Annotated in this window: 18 protein-coding genes and 2 pseudogenes; 11 read left to right on the forward strand and 9 right to left on the reverse strand. The window is 69.5% G+C overall.

From position 1 onward, the window contains the following. Positions 1–37 precede the first annotated feature (37 nt). A complete protein-coding gene (locus ACH5AF_RS13235) occupies positions 38–751 on the reverse strand; it encodes an RNA-guided endonuclease InsQ/TnpB family protein (protein WP_398901706.1) in 714 nt (237 codons plus the stop codon). Between ACH5AF_RS13235 and tnpA the strand changes: the two are divergent. Both tnpA and ACH5AF_RS13245 read left to right on the forward strand, forming a co-directional pair. Then, positions 747–1,046, forward strand: a pseudogene (tnpA, locus tag ACH5AF_RS13240) (IS200/IS605 family transposase); the annotation flags it as partial. The gene ACH5AF_RS13235 and the pseudogene tnpA sit on opposite strands and share 5 nt — an antisense overlap. Before the next feature lie 228 nt (positions 1,047–1,274). Further along, positions 1,275–1,691, forward strand: a complete 417-nt coding sequence (locus ACH5AF_RS13245; protein WP_398901707.1) for an SsgA family sporulation/cell division regulator — start codon at positions 1,275–1,277, stop codon at positions 1,689–1,691. A 16-nt stretch (positions 1,692–1,707) separates the two neighbouring features. On the opposite strand, the gene ACH5AF_RS13250 is transcribed toward ACH5AF_RS13245, so the two are convergent. Then, a complete protein-coding gene (locus tag ACH5AF_RS13250) occupies positions 1,708–2,532 on the reverse strand; it encodes an isocitrate lyase/phosphoenolpyruvate mutase family protein (RefSeq protein WP_398901708.1) in 825 nt (274 codons plus the stop codon). Positions 2,533–2,870: 338 nt separating this feature from the next. Between ACH5AF_RS13250 and ACH5AF_RS13255 the strand changes: the two genes are divergently transcribed. Both ACH5AF_RS13255 and ACH5AF_RS13260 read left to right on the forward strand, forming a co-directional pair. After that, a complete protein-coding gene (locus ACH5AF_RS13255; protein ID WP_398901709.1) occupies positions 2,871–4,517 on the forward strand; it encodes an ABC-F family ATP-binding cassette domain-containing protein in 1,647 nt (548 codons plus the stop codon). Positions 4,518–4,724: 207 nt separating this feature from the next. After that, positions 4,725–5,699: an acyl-ACP desaturase gene (locus tag ACH5AF_RS13260; RefSeq protein WP_398901711.1), complete on the forward strand. Its 975-nt coding sequence runs from the start codon at positions 4,725–4,727 to the stop codon at positions 5,697–5,699. 9 nt (positions 5,700–5,708) lie between these two features. On the opposite strand, the gene ACH5AF_RS13265 is transcribed toward ACH5AF_RS13260, so the two are convergent. From ACH5AF_RS13265 to ACH5AF_RS13285, 5 genes are all read right to left on the reverse strand, one after another. Beyond that, on the reverse strand, positions 5,709–7,055 hold the full coding sequence (locus ACH5AF_RS13265) for an SDR family oxidoreductase (protein WP_398901712.1): 1,347 nt from the start codon (positions 7,053–7,055) through the stop codon (positions 5,709–5,711). A gap of 104 nt (positions 7,056–7,159) precedes the next feature. Next, complete coding sequence (locus ACH5AF_RS13270; RefSeq protein ID WP_398901713.1) at positions 7,160–7,339, reverse strand: hypothetical protein; 180 nt, start codon at positions 7,337–7,339, stop codon at positions 7,160–7,162. Between the two features lie 230 nt (positions 7,340–7,569). Then, positions 7,570–7,827, reverse strand: a complete 258-nt coding sequence (locus tag ACH5AF_RS13275; protein ID WP_398901715.1) for a WhiB family transcriptional regulator — start codon at positions 7,825–7,827, stop codon at positions 7,570–7,572. Between the two features lie 69 nt (positions 7,828–7,896). Then, positions 7,897–8,694, reverse strand: a complete 798-nt coding sequence (locus tag ACH5AF_RS13280; protein WP_398901716.1) for a VOC family protein — start codon at positions 8,692–8,694, stop codon at positions 7,897–7,899. A gap of 1,191 nt (positions 8,695–9,885) precedes the next feature. Beyond that, the gene (locus ACH5AF_RS13285) at positions 9,886–10,872 is read right to left on the reverse strand and encodes a multicopper oxidase domain-containing protein (RefSeq protein ID WP_398901717.1); all 987 of its coding nucleotides are present in this window, start codon (positions 10,870–10,872) and stop codon (positions 9,886–9,888) included. 195 nt (positions 10,873–11,067) lie between these two features. On the opposite strand from ACH5AF_RS13285, the gene ACH5AF_RS13290 reads away from it, so the two are divergent. Together ACH5AF_RS13290 and ACH5AF_RS13295 are read left to right on the forward strand one after the other, a co-directional pair. Then, complete coding sequence (locus ACH5AF_RS13290) at positions 11,068–13,548, forward strand: ThuA domain-containing protein (protein ID WP_398901718.1); 2,481 nt, start codon at positions 11,068–11,070, stop codon at positions 13,546–13,548. A 53-nt stretch (positions 13,549–13,601) separates the two neighbouring features. Further along, entirely contained in the window at positions 13,602–15,755 is a 2,154-nt protein-coding gene (locus tag ACH5AF_RS13295) for an OmpL47-type beta-barrel domain-containing protein (protein WP_398901907.1), read from the forward strand. 78 nt (positions 15,756–15,833) lie between these two features. On the opposite strand, the gene ligD is transcribed toward ACH5AF_RS13295, so the two are convergent. Next, entirely contained in the window at positions 15,834–16,847 is a 1,014-nt protein-coding gene (gene ligD / locus ACH5AF_RS13300; RefSeq protein ID WP_398901719.1) for a non-homologous end-joining DNA ligase, read from the reverse strand. Between the two features lie 122 nt (positions 16,848–16,969). Further along, positions 16,970–17,191, reverse strand: a complete 222-nt coding sequence (locus tag ACH5AF_RS13305) for a hypothetical protein (protein ID WP_398901720.1) — start codon at positions 17,189–17,191, stop codon at positions 16,970–16,972. 582 nt (positions 17,192–17,773) lie between these two features. Between ACH5AF_RS13305 and ACH5AF_RS13310 the strand changes: the two are divergent. The 5 genes and pseudogenes from ACH5AF_RS13310 to ACH5AF_RS13330 all read left to right on the forward strand — a co-directional run. Next, positions 17,774–18,178 (forward strand): annotated as a pseudogene (locus ACH5AF_RS13310) (DUF6879 family protein); the annotation flags it as partial. A 34-nt stretch (positions 18,179–18,212) separates the two neighbouring features. Next, positions 18,213–18,470 carry a Scr1 family TA system antitoxin-like transcriptional regulator gene (locus ACH5AF_RS13315; protein WP_398901721.1) on the forward strand — a complete coding sequence of 86 codons (258 nt, stop codon included), beginning with the start codon at positions 18,213–18,215 and terminating at the stop codon, positions 18,468–18,470. A gap of 63 nt (positions 18,471–18,533) precedes the next feature. Next, positions 18,534–18,860: a hypothetical protein gene (locus ACH5AF_RS13320; RefSeq protein ID WP_398901722.1), complete on the forward strand. Its 327-nt coding sequence runs from the start codon at positions 18,534–18,536 to the stop codon at positions 18,858–18,860. A gap of 150 nt (positions 18,861–19,010) precedes the next feature. After that, positions 19,011–19,901 carry a nucleic acid/nucleotide deaminase domain-containing protein gene (locus tag ACH5AF_RS13325; RefSeq protein WP_398901723.1) on the forward strand — a complete coding sequence of 297 codons (891 nt, stop codon included), beginning with the start codon at positions 19,011–19,013 and terminating at the stop codon, positions 19,899–19,901. A 281-nt stretch (positions 19,902–20,182) separates the two neighbouring features. Continuing rightward, a complete protein-coding gene (locus ACH5AF_RS13330) occupies positions 20,183–21,772 on the forward strand; it encodes a hypothetical protein (RefSeq protein WP_398901724.1) in 1,590 nt (529 codons plus the stop codon). Positions 21,773–21,829: the final 57 nt, after the last annotated feature.

Below are 21,829 nucleotides of genomic sequence, written 5' to 3' on the forward strand. Positions count from 1 at the left end.
TTGATCATGTTCGTGATGGCCAGGTCTTCCACCACGATCACGCTGTACTTCGCGGCGATCCGGTGGTGGTCCGGTGCTGCCAGTCGGCCGCCTTGCGCTTGGCTCTCGCACGAAGGCCTGCGATCTGGTCATAGGTGGCCCGCAGGCGGTTCGAGGTGCGCTCTCCCCGCTTGCGGAACCTCTTGCGGTGCGCGGCCCGCTGCTCCAGCCGCAGCAGCTTCGCGGCTTCCTTCTCGGTCAGCCACTCGCCGTGTGTCCTGGTGTCGCCGTCCGACAGGGCGAGGGGCACCGTGATGCCCATGTCGATGCCGACTTCGGGGCCGGTGTGGGGCTCGGGTCTGGGTTCGAGGGTCTGGACGCGGAAGGCGATGTGCCAGCCCAATGCGTCCTTGACCAGCCGTGGCCCAGTGATCCGATTCTCCTTGTTGGCGTGGCTGCCGACGGGGAGGTCCCTGGTCCAGCGGAACCGGACCCGTCCGACCTTGGGGATGTTGACCATGCCCCAGCGGCGGTGTACGCGGGTGACGTTCAAGTCCCGACCCTGCGGGATGTCCACCGACATCACCGACCGGAAGCGGCGCTTGAAGCCGGGGGCGTCGGCCCGGCCGTCCCAGCAGTTCTTCCAGGCCTGGAAATAGGTCTTCAGTACCGCCTGCGCGGCCTGCGCGGGCAGGACGGCGAGCCAGTCGATTTCCTTGCGGGCCTGGCGTATCGCGGCGGACGCCATGCTGACGCACTGCGAAGAGATCATGCGGGAGGTCTGCCAGGACTTCGAGGCCGAGCTGAAGCAGTTCAACGGCGAAGAGGACCACGTGCACCTCCTGGTGCACTACCCGCCGAAGGTCCAGCTCTCCAAGCTGGTCAACTCCCTCAAGGGCGTCTCCGCCCGACTTCTGCGCAAGGAGCACGACGCGCACGTGCGCCGATATCTGTGGGGCGGGCACTTCTGGTCCGGCTCGTACTTCGCCGGAAGCTGCGGCGGGGCGCCGCTGACCGTCGTACGCCAGTACATCGAGAACCAGCAGCGCCCCGTATCACCCGGCTGAGGACAACAGCAAGTGGTCTCGTCTTCCCCTTGGACGTCATGGCGCTGGAAGCTAGCCCACGGCCACAGTGGCGTCCAGAGTGTGAGAGCGCGCGCGGCACCGGGCAGCGGCGGTGACGCAGCTCACTGAGTTCCCGGATGCACGGATTCCGCTGTTCGGCCGTCTTCCTCGGTGTCCGGGAGTCCCGGGTCCGACGATTCCACCGAGCCGCACACGAAGGAGCGGGCCTTGTCCACCGTCATCGAGCAGGCCGTTCATGCCCGCCTCGTCTCCTCGGCACCTCGTACGAAGTCGGTTCCGGCGACGCTGCACTACGACCGCCGGGACCCCTTCGCCGTGCGCATCGGTTTCCCGGCTCCGGCGACGCTCGAGGGAACCGACACCTCGTGGGCGTTCTCCCGCGAGCTGCTGATGGAGGGCGTCCACGCGGCAGCCGGTGTCGGAGACGTACGGGTGCGGCCGTACGGCTACGACCGTACGGTGCTGGAGTTTCACGCCCCGGAGGGCATCGCGGTGGTGCACCTCCGCACCGGCGAGCTGTGCCGCTTCCTCGCACGGGCCCAGAACCTGGTGCCGGCGGGCAGCGAGCATCTGCATCTGGACCTCGACCACGATCTGGCCGAGCTGCTGCGCGACGCCTGCTGATCCGAGCGGCGGTACGCTACATGCCGCTCCGGCCCTGCCCCATCAGGGTGTTGAGCTCTCCGTAGTCGTAACCGCAGGCCAGCGACCTGTATGTGCCCGTCTGAAGCAGTTCGGCCGCGGCCCGGCGCACAACGGCGTGCGCGGCCTGCGCGATCCCCGATCCGACGCTGACGCGCGCCGCCCCGAGCCGGCCCAGCTCGGCCGCATCGGGCGCGCCGGGGCAGGCCATCACGTTCAGCGGCACGTCGATGCCCTGTGCCAGGGCCCGCACGGTCCCCGGGGCGGTCACCCCGGGCACGAAGATCCCGTCCGCTCCGGCTGCGACGCACGCGGCGGCCCGCTCCAGCGTCTTGGACAACCGGTCCTGCTCCGCGCCGATTCCCGCCAGGTACACATCGATGCGGGCGTTGACGAAGAGGGGGACACCGGCCGCGTCCGCCGCCGCGCGTGCCGCGGCGATCCGGCGGACGTGTTCGTCCGCCGGCCGCGGGCCGTCCTCGATGTTGATGCCCACGGCGCCGGCCGCCAGCACCGCGCGCACCGTCTCGGCCACGCCGTCGGCGTCGGCCGCGTAGCCGCCCTCGACGTCCGCCGTGACGGGCACACCGACGGCTGCGGCGATGCGGGCCAGCTGTGCGAGCGCGGCGGTCCCGTCCAGCCGGTCACCGTCGGCGGCCCCGAGGGCCCAGGCGACCCCCGCGCTGGTGGTGGCGACGGCCGCGGCGCCGGCGTCCGCGATGATGCGGGCGCTCGCGATGTCCCAGGCGTTGGCCAGGAGCAGCGGGCGGCCGGTGGAGTGCAGGGCGTGGAAGCGGTGGGCGAGGTCACGGAGGTTCGTCATGCCCGCACTCAATCAGCGCTCGCCGTGCGGCCGCTGGCAGGTTTCCGACATCAACACCGGGGCCGGCCAGACCGTAATCGCGTTGACAGCCTCGCGTCCCGCTCCCTACCGTGAGGGACGGTTCTGTTGTCGTCGATCGGAGTAGGACGTTGCTCGTCTGAGGTTCTGAGACACCGTGCAGCCCGGCTTCCACCCGCGCGCATGTGTGCGACCTCGACGCCTTGCCGTCCGCTTTCCGCCCGACCGGGACCCCTTTTTGACCCCGTACGGCTCCGTCGCCACATGTCCCGGTGTCTCCACCCGTTGCCCTGCCCCTTCCATGCAACCGGGAGACCCGTATGACCCTCACCCCCACCTTCATCACGCTCTCCTCCCTCGGCTTCGCCTGGCCGGACGGGACGGAGGTCTTCGACGACTTCCAGCTCGCCGTCGGCTCCGGCCGCACGGGCCTGATCGGGCTCAACGGCTCGGGAAAGTCCACCCTGTTGAAGCTGATCGCCGGTGATCTCGCCCCCACGTCGGGCACCGTCCGCGTCGCGGGCGAGGTCGGCTACCTGCCGCAGAACCTGGTCCTCGACACCGGACTGCGGGTCGACGAGGTGCTCGGCATCGCGGCGACCCGCGCCGCGCTGCACGCCATCGAGGGAGGCGATCCGAGCGAGGAGCATTTCACCGCCGTCGGCGACGACTGGGACGTCGAGGAACGCGCCCGCGCCACACTCGACCAGCTCGGGCTCGGGCACATCGGCCTGGACCGCACCATCGGCGAGGTCTCCGGCGGCGAGGGCGTCCTGCTGCGGCTGGCGGCCCTGCTGCTGGCCCGGCCGGACGTGCTGCTGCTCGACGAGCCGACCAACAATCTCGATCTGTACGCGCGCCGGCGGCTCTACGACGCGGTCACCGCCTGGTCCGGGGTCATGGTGATCGTCAGTCACGACCGCGAACTGCTCGGGCTCGTCGACCAGATCGCCGACCTGAGGGACGGCGAGGTGAGCTGGTACGGGGGCGACTTCACGGCGTACGAACAGGCGCTTGCCGTCGAACAGGAGGCGGCGGAGCGGATGATGCGCGTCGCGGAGGCCGATGTACAGCGACAGAAGCGCGAACTGGCGGATGCCCAGGTGAAGTTGGCTCGCCGCAAGCGGTACGGCCAGAAGATGTGGGACACCAAGCGCGAGCCCAAGATCGTGATGGGCGCCCGCAAACGCGCCGCGCAGGAGTCGGCCGGGAAGCACCGCATCATGCACACGGAACGACTCGCGGAGGCGAAGGAGCGTCTGGACGAGGCGGCGGAGGCCGTGCGCGACGACGACGAGATCCGGATCGAACTGCCGCACACCACCGTGCACCCCGGCCGGGGAGTGCTCCGGCTGAACGGGCTGCGCCTGCGGCACGGGACGGAGGTGCCCGGCGAGCTGGAGGTGCGCGGGCCCGAGCGCATCGCGCTGGTCGGCCGCAACGGCGCCGGCAAGACCACGCTGCTGCGCACCGTCGCCGGGGAGCTGGCGCCGGCCGGGGGCGAGGTGACCGCCCAGGTGCCGCTGCGCTTCCTGCCACAGCGCCTCGACCTGCTCGACGACGAACTGAGCGTGGTGGAGAACGTGGCCCGCTTCGCGCCGGGTGCGACGAACAACGCGATCCGGGCCCGGCTGGCGCGGTTCCTGTTCCGCGGGGCCCTCGCCGACCAGCGGGCGGGCACGCTCTCGGGCGGTGAGCGCTTCCGGGCGGCCCTCGCGGCCCTGCTCCTGGCCGAGCCCGCCCCGCAGCTGCTGATGCTGGACGAGCCGACGAACAACCTCGACATGGCGAGCGTGCGCCGCCTGACGGCAGCGCTGGAGGCCTACGAGGGTGCGCTGATCGTCGCAGGCCACGACCTGGCGTTCCTGGAGTCGATCGGCGTCACGCGCCGGCTGCTGCTCGACGGCGAGGGGCTGCGGGACATCTCGGCCGACGAGCTGCGGACGGAGGTGTTCCCGGCGGGCTGACCGGCCGGGCTGGCAGGGCCGCATGGGGAGCGGCCCTGCCACCGGTGTGGTGACGTGCCTCTCCCTCCGCGCCCGCCACCTGCCGCCATAACTGAGCGTAAAGGGACATTACGGATCCCGGCTTGGCCGAGAGCTTATCGCGCCCTTAACCTACGGTCTCGTAACCTACGAAGCCGTAAGTCCTACTCCCGTCCCCCAGGAGCACTCGTGACGATCACCTCTCCCCACCTCGGCAGCTCGGAAGCGTGGACCGACGCCCGGCTGCTGTATGCGCTGGAAGAGGTGGTGGAGAAGGAACTCAACCGCCATCTCAAGGTCGCCAAGGACTGGATGCCGCACGAGTACGTGCCGTTCAGCGACGGCCGGAACTTCCCGGGCATCTTCGAAGACGGCGAGGCCTGGGAGCCGGAGCAGTCCAAGGTCACCGACATCGGCAAGATCGCCCTCGTGGTGAACCTGCTGACCGAGGACAACCTCCCCAGCTACCACCACGAGATCGCCACCCTCTTCGGCCGCGACGGGGCATGGGGCACCTGGGTGCACCGCTGGACCGCGGAGGAGGGCCGGCACGGCATCGTCATGCGCGACTACCTCCTGACGTCACGCGCCGTGGACCCGGACAAGCTTGAGCAGTTCCGCATGGCGCACATGGCCGAGGGCTTCGAGTCGGACAACCGCCACTCGATGCTGCACTCCGTCGCGTACGTCGCCTTCCAGGAACTCGCGACCCGCGTCTCGCACCGCAACACCGGCCACCAGTCGGGCGACCCCGTCTGCGACCGGATGCTGGCGCGCATCGCGACGGACGAGAACCTGCACATGGTCTTCTACCGCAATCTGCTGAGCGCGGCGTTCGAGCTCGCCCCCGACCTGACCATGCAGGCCGTCCGTGACGTCGTGGTCAACTTCCGGATGCCCGGACACGGCATGCCGGGCTTCGAGCGCGCGGCCGCGCAGATGGCGATCGGCGAGATCTACAACATGCGCATCCACCATGACGACGTCCTCCAGCCCGTGCTGCGCTTCCTGAAGATCATGGAGATCGACGGCCTTGGTCCCGACGGCCTCAAGGCGCAGGAAGAGCTCGGCCTGTACATGGGCGGCCTCGACGCGGAGGCGTCGAAGTTCGACGAGAAGCTCGCGGCCCGCAAGGCCCGCATGGCGGCACGCGCCGGGCGCTGACCCCGCGTCTCACCACGCGGCCTCCTGGTAGTCCTTGAGGAACACGCCGGCGACCGGGTCGCCGGCCTCGCCGCGCACTATCGGGTCGTAGATCCGGGCGGCTCCGTCGACGACGTCCAGGGGCGTGCGGGTGCCGAAGGCGGCGATCCGCGCCTTGCGCGGTGCCGGATTCTCGTCCGTGATCCAGCCGGTGTCGACACTGCACATGTGCACGCCCTCGGCGGCGAGCTGCGCCGCGCTGGTGCGCGTGAGCATGTTCAGTGCCGCTTTGGCCATATTGGTGTGCGGGTGGTGTGCCGTCTTGTTGCGTACGGCGAACCGTCCCTCCACCGCGGTCACATTGACGATGTACCGCCGCGGCCGGGGCGAGGCCATCAGCAGCGGCAGCAGGCGGTCGGCGAGGAGAGCCGGTGCGAGGGCGTTGACCAGCTGGGTCTCCAGCAGCTCGGCGGGGTCGAGGCTGCCGAGCCGCGCCGACCACGAGTTCTCCGGCGCCAGGTCGGGCAGCAGGCCCGCCTCGTCGGCCTCCTCCGGCTCCGGCAGTACGAGGGAGAGCGCGCCGTCCGCTGCCCCGACGGCCGCCATGGGCGCGTACCCGGGCGCCATGAGCACACGGGGCCGCGGCACGCCGCTCTCCCCCGCGGCCAGGAGCGCGTAGGCCTCCGGCGGGCGGCGGATGGTCTGGGCCGCGTTGTTGACGAGGACGTCCAACGGCTCGCCGGCGGCACGCAGCCGCTCGCACAGGCCCAGCACCTGCCGGGGGTCGCGCAGATCGACGGCCACGACGGTGACCCGGTCGAGCCACTCGCCGCTGCCGGGCACGGCCCGGAACCGGCGCAGTGTGTCGTCGGGGAACCGGCTGGTGACCAGCAGCTCCGCACCGTCCCGCAGCATCATCAGGGCAAGCTGGAAGCCGATCTTCACTCGGCCGCCGGTGAGCAGGACCCGCCGACCGTGCAGGTCGGTGCTCAGCGAGCGCCTGGCGGTGTTGTCCTCGGCGCAGGGCGGGCAGAGGCGGTGGTAAAAACTGTCGACCTGTCGGTAGAGCGTCTTGCAGACGTAGCAGTGCCGCGGCCGTGCGTAGTGCTCGACGTCCCCGCCCGGCTCGACGGCCTCGAGCGGCGCGTCATCCCGCCGGTCGAGCGCTCCGGTGGCGGTCGCGGCCGCGAGGGCGGCATCGGCCTGTGACCGCGCGTACCGCACGGCCTTGCGGCGCAGATTGCGGCTCTCCCGCGTGAAGGTCGCGGCGATCTCCTCGCCCCGCATCCGCCGCGGATCCCCCAGGGGCAGCGCGCGCAGCCGTTGCACCATGACGCCGAATGCGTCGAGCTCGTCGTTCGTGACCTGGTCGTTCATGCGGCCGTACCACCCCCGTTACTCCGGCGATCCTAACGACAGCACGTCGGCCGGAGCATCCGGATATCCCAACCGCCGTGCCGGGTCCGGCGATTGGCGCGGGATCAGGGGGTGATGTCAGGTTTCGCCGCATCGACGGAGTCGATGCCGGCACAGGTCACCACCGCCGACAGCGGTTCATCGGCCACCGCCTGGGCGGCACCGGCGCGGACCTGCTCCTCGTCGATCAGGTCGACGGCGACGTACTCCACGCCACCATGCATCTGTCCGTCACCCAGCGACACGCCAGCGGTTTCTAGCCGGCGAACGCGCGTCTACCGGCCTCCTGGCTCGATCGACTGGGCCGGGGCGATCGCGAAGACCTGCGCGCCGTGGGACGGTCGCGGCGCCGAGCCCGGCAACACCTCGGCCTCCTCTCGACAGGGCAACCGCCCCTCCGGATCACCGCAGGCCGGCGCGCCCGCCCTCGCGGCTTCAGCGCCACCGGCGGGAGAGCGGGGCCGTGCGGCGGAAGCTAGCGCCCCGCGCGCTCGCGGCCCTGCTTCAGCCGGTGGCGCTCCTTCTCCGAAAGGCCTCCCCATACGCCGAATCGCTCGTCGTGCTCGAGCGCGTACTCCAGGCACGCCACTCGCCCCTCGCACGCTCCGCACAGCTGCTTCGCCTCGCGGGTGGATGATCCGGGGGCCGGGAAGAAGAACTCCGGGCCCGCCTGGGCACACAGCGCTGTCTCCTGCCAGGCCAGTTCCGGGTCGATGATGGTGTTGATCGCCATGCAGGTCACCTTGCCGCGTGGCGATAAACAGCCGATCAATGAAGCGTCAACAAGCCCGGGCGCCGGCCTTCAACTCCGTTGCTCCACACCCCGCATCACCGCGAACCGCGCACCCGCCGGGTCCGCGAGCCGGGCGAAACGGCCCACGCCCTCCATCGTGGTCGGGGGCATCCTGATCTCGCCACCCAGTTCCTGGGCCGTGGCCGTGCTCGCGTCGCAGTCCGTGACCTCGAAGTACGGGAGCCAGAAGGGTCCTTGGGCCTTCTCCCGGGGGTCCGCCGTCAGTGGTACGGCTCCGGCGAACGCCGCCTCGGGATCCGAGCCGCCCGGCCTGATCAGGGTGTAGTCGCCGCTGCCGTCCGGGAGCGGCATCGTGTCCGTCTCCCAGCCGAGGACGGTGCGGTAGAAGGCGAGTGCGGAGTCCGGCTCGGGGGTGTAGAGCTCCAGCCAGCACAGCGTGCCGGGGTCGTTGACGGCGTCGAGTCCCTTGTTCCTGCGCGGCTGCCAGGCGGAGAAGCCCGCCCCCGACGGGTCCGTGAAGACCGCCATACGACCCTGGTCGAAAACGTCCATCGGCTCGTACACCACCGAGCCGCCATGGCCCTCGACCGCTTCGGCAGTCGCGTCGAGGTCCGGTGTCTGGAAGTAGACGCTCCAGCCGGCGGGGGCCCGTTCGGCCGGCACGGTCATGCCGGCGGCGACGGTCCTGCCGTCGAGGCGGAACATGCCGTAGCCACCCGCTTCCGGCCCGGCGGACGCGAATTCCCAGCCGAACAGCCTGCCGTAGAAGAAGGCGGCCGCATCGAGGTCGGGCGTGCCCAGGTCGATCCAGTTCGGGGAGCCGGTGACGTAGTCGGTGCTCAGCATGGTCCCTCCTTCGTGCCCCCCGGACGGCGGTCTCTGCGACCGCGGTCCGTGCCGAGTGTGCTACCGAACGGCGCCGGACGCACGCAGTACCGACTCCACGGCGATTCGCGCCTGGCACAAGTGCGTTGCGGGTGCGTCCGACGCTGGGGCAGGATCGCCGTCATGACGTCCCGAAAGGCCTAGGCTCCTCCGCCCCGTAAAAGGGGTGGCTTGGCTCCTGGACGCCCGGGGGGTTGCTGCGTGTGGCCGTCTCGACTCCAGCGCGGCGACAACGGCGGCTTCGGCCGCATCGCGGACAGCGGCGGCTTCCTCCATGAGTGCCGCAGCCCTCGTCAGTGGCCGCCAGTGCGGGGACTCGACGGATTGTGGGACTCATCCGCGCCTGATCACCGGTCTGCGGCGGGCAGTTCGCCAGGCGGCCGCAACACCTCGGACAGATTGGGATGATAGATGGAAGGCAACCGGGACTGTGTCTTCTCTCTTTGGGAAATGGAGAAGGCGGACAATTGGACTGTCTTTGCCGAAAATTGGTTCCAGGTATCGACTGACAGACTCCTGAAGTCCGCATCTGCCAATCCATCAGGTCTCGTGCATTACGTGGCGAGCGTTACAGAATCCGGAGCCTCCGATACGAAAAGGCTGGACGGCAGAATCCCTGCCGAGGTCCAACGGCTCTGCGGAGACGGCGCCACCTACGTAACTACCGCGGCGCTTCCAGGTCATCTCGGCCCCTCCCCAGCCCGAGCGAGAGCTCTTGCCTCCTCGGGCACCGCCTGTGACCAGCCCTGCGGGTCCACATCGTAGAGAACGCACTCCCCTGCCACCGGGCGAACCCGCCGGTGATGTCATCGAGCGAGTGGTACCACTCGCCCTCACCCGATGTGCCATGCCAGACGACACTGGGACGGCCTGGATCCCGGCAGAGGTCGAAACCGTGCAGGTACTGCAGGGCCGTTTCGACCAAAGGGTCCTCGAAGTCATTGAATGCCCCCTCGCGCTCCACCCGTGGAGTTGCCCACGCATGCACGGCCTCACGGGTCACCTCACCCGCGGCCGGCGCACGCCATTGAGCAGCCACTTCCGCGCGACCGAACGGGAGTAGCGTCGCGTTCGGATCGCTCATGGACCCACCATCCCAGGCCATGCGAGCCAATGGCCACATCAATCCGTCTCGTGATCGGCAGGACAGCCCTAGTGGGCGTGGCCGCCGTCGGAGGCGGGATGGTGCGGCTCGTGGCCCGGGATCGTGCCGTCCTCCTTCGCGACCAGCAGCAGCCCGGCCATCCCCATGTCCGAGTGGCTCTGGACGTGGCAGTGGTACATCCAGGCCCCCGCGCCCGCGTGTTCGCCCGCGATCACCTGGAAGCCGAACGAGTCCGCCGGGCCGGTGATCTTGTTGTCGATGACCTGGCTGACATCCTCGGGACCGGTCAGCAGGCCAGTCCTGTTGTCCGCCCAGCGGTGACCGTGCAGGTGGAAGGTGTGGTAGAACTCGCCGTGCGTGATCATGATGATTTCGACGCGGTCGCCCACGGTGGCAAGGAAGTTGGGCGGATCGGCGGCTGGCCGGTTGTTGATCGTCATGTCGTTGAAGACGATCGTGAACTGCTTGTCCGGGAGGACGTCACCCTTCCTGCGCACCACCAGCGGGCCGTAGAGCCCCTTGCGGATGCCGCCGGTGCCGTGGTCGGTGCCCACGACGTGGTCGTGGTAGTGCCAGTAGCCCGCGCTGCCCGGCCGCCAGGTCCCGTCGGGCCGACGGCCGGGGGCGTGGGTGCGCCAGGTGTAGGTGCGGGTGGCGCCCGGTTCGACATGGCTCCGGCTCATCCTCGTGCCGTCGTTGCGGATGTCGTAGTCGACGCCGTGCGGATGCAGGCTGACCGGCACGTCCATCAGGTTCTCGAACTCGATGTGGAGCGTGTCGCCCTCGTTCAGTTCGATCAGCGGGCCGGGGACGGTCGCCTTGCCCTTCTCCAGGCCGTAGCCCATCGATCCGTTCGCCAGTTTCTCGGCGTACAGCTTGAGGTGGCGTACCAGACCGCCTGCCGGGGCAGTCTTCGGTGACGCTGCCGCGGCGAGGGCGGCGTTGGAGGCCGAGGCGAGGGACAACGATGTCACTCCCGTGGCCGCGACAGCCCCGCCTGCGATCAGGCGCCGGTTGAAGCTGCGTCTGTCCATGCCGAACTCTCCAGTCACTTACGGAGATTGACGGGGTGTGGGGCCCCCGGGGACGGCCATACGGTAGCCGGGCCGCCTGTGTTTATCCACAGTAAGGACAAAGTTCGTTCTTCTCCGGCCATACCTATTGGCGAACCGTCAAAAGAGGTCTAGCTTCAACGGCTGTCGTTGTGACCAAAGAGGGTGGGTGACCACATGCAGGGCGCACCACATCACCGGTCGAGATCGCGAAGCGGGCTTCTGCGGGCGGCACTTGGCGTCGGAGCCCTGACCGTTTCGCTCCTGGGTGGCAACGCCGCCTCGGCCAGACCGTATCCGGACGCACCGCCGACAACGTTGTCCCTCCCCTCGCCGCCGGGCGGCGCGAACGTGCGAGTGCTCGTCTTCCACGCGTCGGCGACCCAGGAGCCGCCGACCGTGAACGCGGGGATCTCCGCGATCGAGACGATCGGACTGACCGGTCCTCCCGAAGGCCGGTTCAGGACCGAGGCCACCGACGACCCGGCCGTGTTCACCGATGCCAAGCGGCTCGGCAGGTTCAACGCGGTCGTGTTCCTGACCGGCGGCGGCGATGTGCTCGACCCGGAGCAGGAGGCCGGGCTCGAGTCGTACCTGGAGGCGGGCGGCGGGTTCGTCGGCGTCCACGACGCCGCGCGCACCGAGCCGTACTCGGACTGGTTCACCGGACTGATCGGCGCCCGGCCGGCAGGGCCCGCGAGCAGCACCCAGCGGGCGGTCGTCGAGGTCGGTGACCGTCAGCATCCGGCCACCCGGTCCCTCCCGCTGAACTGGCGGCGGCCCGACAAGTGGTTCAACTGGGCGCAGAATCCTTCCGGAGCGGTGCACACCGTGGCCCGGCTCAAGGAGAATTCGTACGCCCCCACCGAGAAGCCCAACGGCTGGGACCACCCGGTCTCCTGGTGCCGTGACTACGACGGCGGACGGTCCTTCTACACCGGTATGGGCGGCACGGTCGACAGCTTCGCCGAGACCGACTTCCGCGACCACCTGCGCGGTGCGCTCGCGTGGACGACGCGGCTGTCGCAGGCCGACTGCAAGGCCACGATCGACGCCAACTACACGGCCGAGCGCGTCACCAAGCCCAACCGGCCCGGGCAGAACGACCAGATCGGCGAACCCCACGGCCTGGTCGTGGCACCCGACGGGCGAGTGCTGTACATCGGTCGCGGCGGTGCCGACTCGAGCGTGCCGGTCGTCAGGGACTGGAACAACCCCGACATCGGCAAGGGCAACGGCGAGATCCACGTCTACGACCCGTCCACGGGCAAGGTGACCAAGGCCGGCGCCCTGACCGTCTTCGGCAACAAGGGCGGCGGCGACGAGCTGGTCAAGAACGAGGAAGGGCTGCTCGGCATCGAGCTCGACCCGGACTTCATGACCAACGGCTGGGTGTATCTGCACTACACGCCGCACTCGCGGATCAACCGCGACACGCACATGGCCGAGCGGCGCGTCTCCCGCTTCACGCTCGACCTCGCCACCAACACGCTCGACCCGGCGAGCGAGCAGGTGCTCCTGCACTGGCCGGTGCAGATCCACAGCTGCTGCCACGCGGGCGGCGGCATGGCCTGGGACTCGAAGGGCAACCTCTACATCGCCACGGGTGACAACAACTCCTCCGGCTTCAGCGGCGGTTACTCCGGCAACAACCCGGAGCCGGACTTCCAGGGCGTCTCGTTCGCCGACGCGCGCCGCACCGCGGGCAACACCAACAACCTCAACGGCAAGATCCTGCGGATCCACCCCGAGGACGACGGCACCTACACCCTCCCCGAGGGCAATCTGTTCACGGGCCGGGAGACGGCCGAGGGCGGCGGCAGGACGCGCGGTGAGATCTATGTGATGGGTGTACGGAATCCGGCGCGCGTCTTCGTCGACCAGCAGACGGACATCCTCTACGCGGGCTGGGTCGGCCCCGACGCGGGCTCGCCGTCTACGACGTGGGGCCCGGCCAAGTACGACACGTTCGCGGCGATCACCACGGCGGGCAACCACGGCTGGCCGTACTGCATGGGCAACAAGCAGCCCTACCGCGACCGGAATCTGCCGGACCCGAGCGTGCCGCTCGACTGGTACGACTGCGACGCGCCGAAGAACGAGTCACCGAACAACGACGGTCTGGTGAACCTGCCGCCCGTCACGGCCAACACCATCTGGTACTCGCCGCAGGGCGGTGGCGTGGACTACCCACGCGACGCGAACGGCGTCCCGAGTTACAAGCAGGAGGAGCAGAAGCTGCTCATGCCGTGGCTCAGGGGCGGCGGCCAGGCGACGATGAACGGTCCGGTCTACCGCTTCGACGCGGCGAGCGACTCCCGCGTCAAGTGGCCCTCCTACTGGGACGGCAAGTGGTTCGTCGGTGACTTCTACGACGGAGACCAGCCGCGGCACGCGGTGCTCACCGATCCGCGGACCGTGGGGCAGGGCGGCATCCCGGTGCACGCCGAGTCCCTGAAGAAGATCGTCCCCGTCGGCGCCGGCGGCATCCGCAATCTCATGGACTGGAAGTTCGCCCCGGACGGCTCGCTGTACGTGCTCGACTACGGCCGCGGCTTCTTCACCTCCGACTCCAACTCCGCGCTGTGGCGTGTGACCTACAAGGGCGGCGGGGCGACCCCGGCCGCGGACCAGCTGGCGAGGAAGGCGGCACAGTGAGAACGGGACACAGAACGGCAAGCCTGTGTACGGCCCTGCTGGCCGTTGTGGCCATGGTCCTGGGGCTGACGTCCGCGGTGGCGTACGGCAGGACCGACGACGACCGGGTGACCGCGGCGGCCCAGGTGCTGACCTGGACGGCGGGCGACCCCATCGACCGCTATCTGTCCTTCCCCACCACGGCGGTGGCGGGGCCGGCCACGATCGTCTTCGAGAACAGCACGGCCACCGGCAACACGACCGGTATGCCGCACACCCTGACCTTCGACGTCTCGGACCCCGAGTACAACAACGACGTGCCGCTGAACATCCTGGCGAACCCCAACGACGACATGGGCGGCCGGCACACCGCCGAGGTCACACTGACGCCGGGCCGCTACCTCTTCACGTGCACGATCCCCGGTCACGGCCAGATGCAGGGCATCCTCACGGTGACCGAGGGCGGCGGTGCGGACACCACCGCCCCCGAGACCACGGTGAAGGTCGACGGCGACAGGAACGCCGACGGCGCGTACATCGGCCAGGCCACGCTGACCGTGGGTGCGACCGACGCGGGCTCGGGCGTGGACAGGGTCGAGTACGCCGTGGGCGCGGTCGGGCCCTGGCAGCCGTACACCGCCCCGGTGGTCGTCGACGAGATCGGCACCCACACGGTCCGCTACCGGGCGAGCGACAAGGCGGGCAACACGGCCGCCGAGAAGTCCGTCGACTTCACGGTCGTCGCCCCGCCCACCGGCGACACGACACCCCCGGAGACCTCGGCGACCGTCAGCGGCGACAAGGACGACCAGGGCCGCTACATCGACATGGCCACGGTCACCGTGACCGCGTCCGACGCAGGCTCCGGCGTCAACACCATCGAGTACGCCATGGGCGCCGACGGCGCGTGGCAGCCGTACACCGCCCCGGTGATGGTCCACCAGGCGGGCGCCCACACGGTCCGCTACCGGGCGAGCGACAAGGCGGGCAACACGGCCGCCGAGAAGTCCGTCGACTTCACGGTCGTCGCCCCGCCCACCGACGACACGACACCCCCGGAGACCTCGGCGACCGTCAGCGGCGACAAGAACTCCGACGGTGCGTACATCGGCCGCGCCGCGGTGACGCTGTCGGCGACGGACTCCGGTTCGGGCGTGGACCGCGTCGAGTACTCGCTCGACAGCGGCCCCTACCTCGCGTACACCACGCCGGTGATCGTCGACCGGATCGGCCACCACACGCTGCTGTACCGGGCGACGGACAAGGCGGGCAACACCTCCGCGGCGAAAAGCGTCGCTTTCTCGGTGGTCGAGGGCGGCGGAGTACCGCCGCCCAACTGCCCCGAGTACGACGAGCGGCTGACCGTGATCGTCGGCACCGTGGACAGCGGCGTCCCGAACCGGATGACGGGCGGCCGCTGCACGATCAACGAGCTGATCGAGGACGAGAAGGACTGGTCCTCACACGCCCTGTTCCTCAAGCACGTGGACGGTGTGATCGACAGGCTGCTCGCGGACGGTGTCATCGACGAGCGCGAGCACAGGAAGATCTACCGGGCGGCCAAGGAGTCGGACATCGGCAAGCCCGGCCGGACGGCCGGCTACCGGGACCTCTTCGACGGCACCCAGGAGACCTTCGCCAAGTGGGAGCACGTCGGCGGCGGCAGGTTCGCGCTGAGCGGCGACGGCGCCATGACCAGCAGCACCACGGTGCCGGGCATAGGGATGCTGTGGTTCCCGCGGCGGCAGTACGGCGACTTCTCGCTGAAGCTGCAGTGGCGGGACGACGCCCCGGGGTCGGGCAACGCCAACAGCGGTGTCTTCGTCCGCTTCCCGTACGTCCACGACAACCCGGAGGAGTCACGTCCGGAGTGGGTCGCCATCAAGTACGGCCATGAGGTGCAGATCCTGGACCGGCCGGACGGCGACATGTACAAGTCGGGTTCGATCTACGGATTCGACCGCGTGGGCCTCGGCGGCGCAGGGGTCACCCCGAAGGGCACCTGGAACGACTACGAGATCAGGGTCGAGGGGCAGCACTACTCGGTCTTCCGCAACGGCAAGCTGATCAACGAGTTCGACAACACCGGCGGGCAGGTCTTCGAGCCGCCGCGCTCCGACGACCCGGGCACCGACGGCCGGCGCTACGCCTCCGGCTACATCGGCCTCCAGGTCCACGGCACGACGGATGTGATCTCCTACCGCAACATCAGGGTCAAGGAGCTGTAGTCCTCCCTGAGCAGTGAGCCGCGGCCCTCCTTCCGGACACCGGGAGAAGGGCCGCGGTCGCCGGTGCGGCGGCGCGGGTCAGTCGGCAGGCTTCTTCGCCCTGCTGGGCTGCACCCGCTTCGGCTCGCCCGGCATCTTCGGGTACTCCGGCGGATAGGGCAGGTCACCGAGCCCGTGGTCCGCCTCGTCCTTGCGGGCGATCTCCAGGAGGCTCTCCAGGCTGAAACGGTGGTCGTCCATGTCCGCGTGGACGTCACCGACCTCGGCGTAGCGCCCGGGCATCGTCTTGATGTCGAAGTCCTCGGGGCGTGCGATGTCGAGCTCGTCCCAGCGCAGCGGGGCCGAGACGGGGGCGTGGGGGCGGGGCCGTACGGAGTAGGCGGAGGCGATGGTGCGATCGCGGGCCGTCTGGTTGTAGTCGACGAAGATGCGCCGGCCACGTTCCTCCTTCCACCACTTGATCGTCACCCGATCCGGCATCCGGCGCTCCAGCTGCCGCCCGCAGGCGATGGCGGCGCGCCGGACCTGGGTGAAGGTCCAGCGGGGCTCGATCGGCACGAAGACGTGCACGCCGCGTCCGCCGGAGGTCTTGGGCCAGCCCCGCAGTCCGGCCTCGTCGAGGACGGCGCGCAGCTCATGGGCGGCCCGCACGGCGTCGTCGTAGTCCGTGCCGGGCTGCGGGTCGAGGTCGATGCGCAGCTCGTCGGGGTGGTCGGTGTCGTCGCGGCGGACGGGCCACGGGTGGAAGGTGACGGTGCCGAGGTTGGCGGCCCAGATGACGGCAGCGGGTTCGTCGGGGCACATCTCGTCGGCGGAACGGCCGGAGGGGAAGGTGATGTGCGCGGTGGGGATCCAGTCCGGGAGATATGTGGGGACGCGCTTCTGGAAGAACGATTCGCCGGTCACTCCCTCGGGGTAGCGCTCCAGCGTCGTGGGGCGGCCGCGCAGGGCCCGGGTGATGCCCTCGCCGACGGCCAGGTAGTAGGTGACCATGTCCAGCTTGGTCCAGCCGCGCTCGGGGAAGTACACCTTGTCGGGATTGGACACCCGGACGGTGCGCTCCCCCACTTGCAGTTCCACCGCTCCAGCCATGCCCGCCAGCGTAGGCCGTGCCGAGTGGGGCCGCATGCCGGAGAATCGGGCCGTGACTCCTCCCCCCGCGTGAACGCGGGGACGCCAGACGACGAACCCGCACCCCGCCACAGGCCCAGCGCTTACTCGACACGCTCGACCATCGCGAACGACGTGCACACACGCCGGAAGCCCTGATGTCTCGTCCGGCCCGTGTGCCCCATGCACTCGATGTCCACGGCTGCACCGTCCGTCGAGGGCGTCGCCGTCCAGTCGCACTTCAGGCACTCGGCCTCGAACGTGACGTCGGTGCCGCGGTGCTTCGTAATCCGGTGCTGCACGTACCGCAGGATGGAGCGGGTCACCGTCGTCGCCCCTCACGCCCTGCACTGGAGATGCCGGCTCACAACCACGGGCGCACCAGACTGGCGTTCCAGGACGCCGCGCCGGACTTGCTCAAGGGTCTCGATCGGCTGCATGCAGGCCGGGCACGTTTCGCCCTTCGGTGCGTAGGTCGTGTACTCGAACTTCGACGCGTCTGTGTCTGCTACTGGCATTGGATGCTCCCCGACTCGTGACACCGGTTACGACGGTAGAGAGCTGTGAACGGACCGGTCCACGAAGTTGCACACGGTTGCACGAGCCGTCCGGCGACCGTGACGCGCTGGTCACGGCATCGTGAGGCTCTGCTGGTGCAACCGAAAGCAACCGGCTCGACATCGGGAGGGGCAATGCAACTACGGTTCGTCGGGAAAGATCCGGAGTCTGGAGATCACGGCTGCCCGGCCTTGTGGGTGGACGAGGACACGCACGATCTCGTCATCCAGGGCACGAAGGGCGATGCCGATACCGTCGCCCGGACCGTCGAGGACAGCCCGCTCCCGGACCATGAGGGCGCGTGATCCGGCTACCGCAGCGCATGATCCCGCTGCTGAGGGAGGCCATTGATGGCGCAGAGCCTCGGTAGCTTTGCCGACCTGATCCGGTCCGTGGAGCACAGCGCCGTCCACCTTGAGATGCGGGACGTCTACGCGATCTCCGACGAGGACGAGGGATTCGCGGCGTGGAGGCGGGGACACAGGCTGGACCCGGACGACCGCGAGTCGTGGTGGCGTCCCTGGCTCAACCTCGTCCAGGAGGTCACCGCCAAGAGTGTCGTGATGCGCCGTGCGCGGATCATCGGCGAGCCGCCGAGCGAGTACATCCGCTACGAGCACTCGTTCACGTTCACCAACGTCGCTGCAGGCGAGGAGGTCCGCTGGCTGCCGAGGCGGCAGGCGTCCGATCTAGCCCTTCCGGGGAACGACTTCTGGCTCTTCGACGACCCTATCGTCCAGTTCAACGTTTTTGACAGAGCTCACGGACTTCCAGGGCACGCCTGACGACGTGACGGACGCCGTACAGGCCCGGTTGAACCGCTCCCGCGTCGTCCAGGAGGGTGACCATCGTTTCGCCCTGCTGCTCGAAGAGACGGTGCTCTACTACCGGGTCTGCGACAGCGACGCGATGTCCGGGCAGCTCCAGTACCTGCTGGAGATCATGTCGCGCCCGAACGTATCCCTCGGGATCATCCCCTTCACCGCCCGCCGCACTGTCTGGCCGCTGGAAGCCTTCTACACCTCGACGATGCTCAGGTGGCCGTAGAGACGCTGACGGCGGAGGTCAACGTCACGGCCCCCGGCGAGATCCGCACGTACATGAGGGCCTTTGCCGAGCGCCGGCTACTGGCGGATCGTCGAGCGGGCGCACGCGGCGGGCGTCTGCGTGGTCGGGGCGACGGTCATGCCGTACGAGGGCTGGCGCGACTGGACGGCGGGCGGCGAGGCCCTACGGCCGGAGGTGAACGCGTTCATCAGGGACGGCGGCCTGTTCGACGAGGTGGTCGACTTCGACGCGGCGATCAGTGACCCGGCCCACCCGTCCCGGATGCTGCCCGCGTACGACGGTGGCGACCATCTGCACCCGAACGACGCGGGGATGCGCGTGACGGCCGAGACGGTGGCCACGACCCAACTGCGCTGCCCACGCAGGTGAGAGCCGCCTCCGGCGAACCGTAGGGTCCGGTTAGCCACCGTCACCCCGTGTGTTCGGTGCTGGCCGCGATCGGGCCCGAGAGGTGTGCGGCAGTGGCGATAGGCTCTGGACGCACTGCCGCACACCTGGATTCCTGGAGCGTACGAGTCCGTGAATGAGCCGATTGATCCCGCGAACCCGGTCGTCGAGCACTTCGGTGTCGACGGACTGCGCCGCTACTCGACCGCTGCTCTGGCCGGTGTCGTCCTCCCCGACGAGGACACACGGGCCGAGCTCGCATCGACTGGTGTGCCGGTGGTTGTCGGACCGTACTTCCGCGTAGCGTCCCGCGACGAGCCCGTGGGGCTCGGCGCGTACGCCGCACGTCACGGGCACCCTGCGCCACCCCGGCAGATGGAGCACTGGCTGCGCCTCGGTGACGACCGGGGCGCGGAGCTGTGTGTACGGCCCGACGGCGCCGTTCAGGCGGTCTTGCTGTCGGAGGTGATTCCCGACATGTATGTGAGCTCCTCCGTCGCTCTGTTGAACCGTTCCCTCCTCGCGCTCGACCAAGCCCTTCCCCGCATCGCGGCCGCCGACGGCATGGAGCAGGCCGCAGCCGTCTTCGCCGAACTCCATGCGGAACTCAGGGCGCTCGACCCGGCGGCTTTCGTGGAGCGAGAGAACTGGTGGCCGCGTGTCCTGGACGATGTGCGACACACCCTCAACTTCCCCTTCCACGCGGCCTTCGAGTTTCGGATGGACGACGGCCGGCAGGAAATCGTGACCGACGCGACGGGGCCGGGACGCGCGCACCCGGAGGAACGTATCTGGCAACGCCTGTCCGCATCCGGCATTCGCCCCGAGCAGGTCACTCGCGTGTACTGCGAGCTGGAGCCGTGCCTGATACCCGGCCACTACTGCGCTGTCTGGATGCGCACCACCCTCCCCCACGCCGAATTCACCCACAGCTTCGACTACGGCGAGACGGCGGAATCCCGGGAGACCGGCTTCAAGGAACTCCTCGTCGAGGCGGCCAGGCAGGCGCGGGAGGGGCAGTGACCGGCGGCGTCTCCGCAGGGGGCGGGACGGGTGCGGCCGGTATACGCCTGCGCAAGCCGGGGGCCGGTCGCGAACCCGCGGCGGGCGCCCTGGTCAGTTGGCTGACCGATCCCCGAGCTCCGCGCCTGTGTGCCGTAACCGGCCCTGCGGGCGCGGGAAAGTCGCACCTGCTGGCCTGGCTCGTCGAGCACGGTGGCACACGAACCGACAACAGCGCCCCTGACCGAAGAGTGCATACCGTGGCGCCGCTGCGCGAACGGAGCCTGCGAACAGCGAGCTGGATGTTCGCCGACGACCTGGGGCTCGTTGCCCGGGCGCCGCACGAACTGATCGCGTCCCTGGCCTCAGATCCTCGCCGTACCGTGTTCGTCGTGCCCGAACTGCACGGAGCGTACGAGCCCGTGGACATCGTCGAGCACCTACTGCTGCCGCTCCTGACACTTCCCCACGTGCGGATGGTGATCGAGACGCGGACCGATGCTCCGTGCACGGAGGTGCTGGTCGGCTCCGTCGCCGGTCCCGCTGTCATGGATCTGGCCGACCCCCGCTGGACCGACCGGGCCGGCTTCGACCGGTGGGCCGCCTCGATCGCGCCAGCCACCGCTGACGCGAGTTCGGACCTTGTCGAGGTGACCGATTCCTACCCGTCGCCGGGGCGGGCTCTGGCCTGGACACCCGACTCGACAGCGCGCCCCGTTCTGTCGTCCTTCGACGCCGGCACACTCCTGGCCGCCGATCCGTACCGGGTAACGGCTCGGCTCGAGGAATCCGAACGAGCAGGGGAGCACCTCGGCGAACTGGGCCGCGCCTGGATTCGCGCCGGACAGTCCCTGAGCCTCGTTCAGTCGCGCGCTTCGCGTGCTCTTGTCCTCCTTGCCGCGCTCGGAGGAAGTGGCGCCGCGCACGCTGAGGCAGCCTCGGATGTACGGGCACGGCTCGCCGAGGATGCAACACTCGGCCCATGGCGGGTCGTGTGGTCGACCACGCGGGACGACGACGGCCCCGGCTGGCCCGGGCCCGTCGTCGCCATGGCGCCGGGGACGGCGCAGCGCGGCGGACAGGTGCTGATTGCCGGTCTGTCAGGCGACGTGAAGGGCATTCCTGCTCAGGGCGGGGTTCCGCACGCTCGGCTGGCTGCGGACACGACAGGCACCCCCTTGGCCGTGTTCGGGCTGCCGGACGGAACCGTGGTCGTGCTCGACGAGTGGGGCCGGGTCCACACGGTGGGTGAGGCCTCGTATCCGGTCGGCGGAGGACTTCGCGGGCTGCTCGACGCGGCAGTGGACGAATGGAAGCCACTGCGGGAAGCCCTTCTGGAGTTCCCCGGCCGCGTGCCGGGAGACGCGCGCCTGACTGCTGCCTGTGCGGTACAGGGGGGCGCCGCATTCGGGGACGAGACGGGTCGGGTGCACGTACTCGTCCGACAGCCGTCAGAGCACCCGGGAACACCGGATGTCCTCACAAGGCAGGTTCACGAGGGCCCCGTCACCGCCCTTGCATCGCTCACCCTGGCTGCCGACGGCGGTGCGGAGGGACCGTGCCTCGTCTATTCCGGCGGAGCCGACGGGAACGTCCACGTGTGGGGCATGGGCTCCGAACCGCTTGAGGTCCCTGTCCAGGCCCGGCCGCACCCCGTGACCGCCGTGTCCGCTGGTGGCGACGGCGGCGCAGCGTCCGGCACGGCGCTCGCCGTGGCCTGGGCGGACGGTCTCGTGCGGCACGAAGTGCTGGACCCGGGATCCGATCACTCCGAATCTCGCACCGCCGTACGGGAGTTCCGTCCTGGGCCACCGGTTCGTGCGCTGTGCTGCCTCGACCGCTACGTGGTGATCGGCACCGACGAGATGACCGTGGTGATGGAACCCCGCTGAGCTCCTCGGCCCCGGTGTCGAGGAGAGCGCGTGAGGATTCTGTCTCACCTGTGTCAC

The sequence above is a fragment of the Streptomyces sp. NPDC018833 genome, assembly GCF_044390825.1.
In the GTDB taxonomy this organism is placed as follows: Bacteria; Actinomycetota; Actinomycetes; order Streptomycetales; family Streptomycetaceae; genus Streptomyces.

Coding starts and splice junctions, on each gene's coding strand:
- ACH5AF_RS13235 (WP_398901706.1), bottom strand. CDS start 751: ATGATCTCTTCGCAGTGCGTCAGCATGGCGTCCGCCGCGATACGCCAG.
- ACH5AF_RS13250 (WP_398901708.1), bottom strand. CDS start 2,532: ATGACGAACCTCCGTGACCTCGCCCACCGCTTCCACGCCCTGCACTCC.
- ACH5AF_RS13255 (WP_398901709.1), top strand. CDS start 2,871: ATGACCCTCACCCCCACCTTCATCACGCTCTCCTCCCTCGGCTTCGCC.
- ACH5AF_RS13265 (WP_398901712.1), bottom strand. CDS start 7,055: ATGAACGACCAGGTCACGAACGACGAGCTCGACGCATTCGGCGTCATG.
- ACH5AF_RS13275 (WP_398901715.1), bottom strand. CDS start 7,827: ATGGCGATCAACACCATCATCGACCCGGAACTGGCCTGGCAGGAGACA.
- ACH5AF_RS13280 (WP_398901716.1), bottom strand. CDS start 8,694: ATGCTGAGCACCGACTACGTCACCGGCTCCCCGAACTGGATCGACCTG.
- ACH5AF_RS13285 (WP_398901717.1), bottom strand. CDS start 10,872: ATGGACAGACGCAGCTTCAACCGGCGCCTGATCGCAGGCGGGGCTGTC.
- ACH5AF_RS13290 (WP_398901718.1), top strand. CDS start 11,068: ATGCAGGGCGCACCACATCACCGGTCGAGATCGCGAAGCGGGCTTCTG.
- ACH5AF_RS13295 (WP_398901907.1), top strand. CDS start 13,602: ATGGTCCTGGGGCTGACGTCCGCGGTGGCGTACGGCAGGACCGACGAC.
- ligD (WP_398901719.1), bottom strand. CDS start 16,847: ATGGCTGGAGCGGTGGAACTGCAAGTGGGGGAGCGCACCGTCCGGGTG.
- ACH5AF_RS13330 (WP_398901724.1), top strand. CDS start 20,183: ATGTTCGCCGACGACCTGGGGCTCGTTGCCCGGGCGCCGCACGAACTG.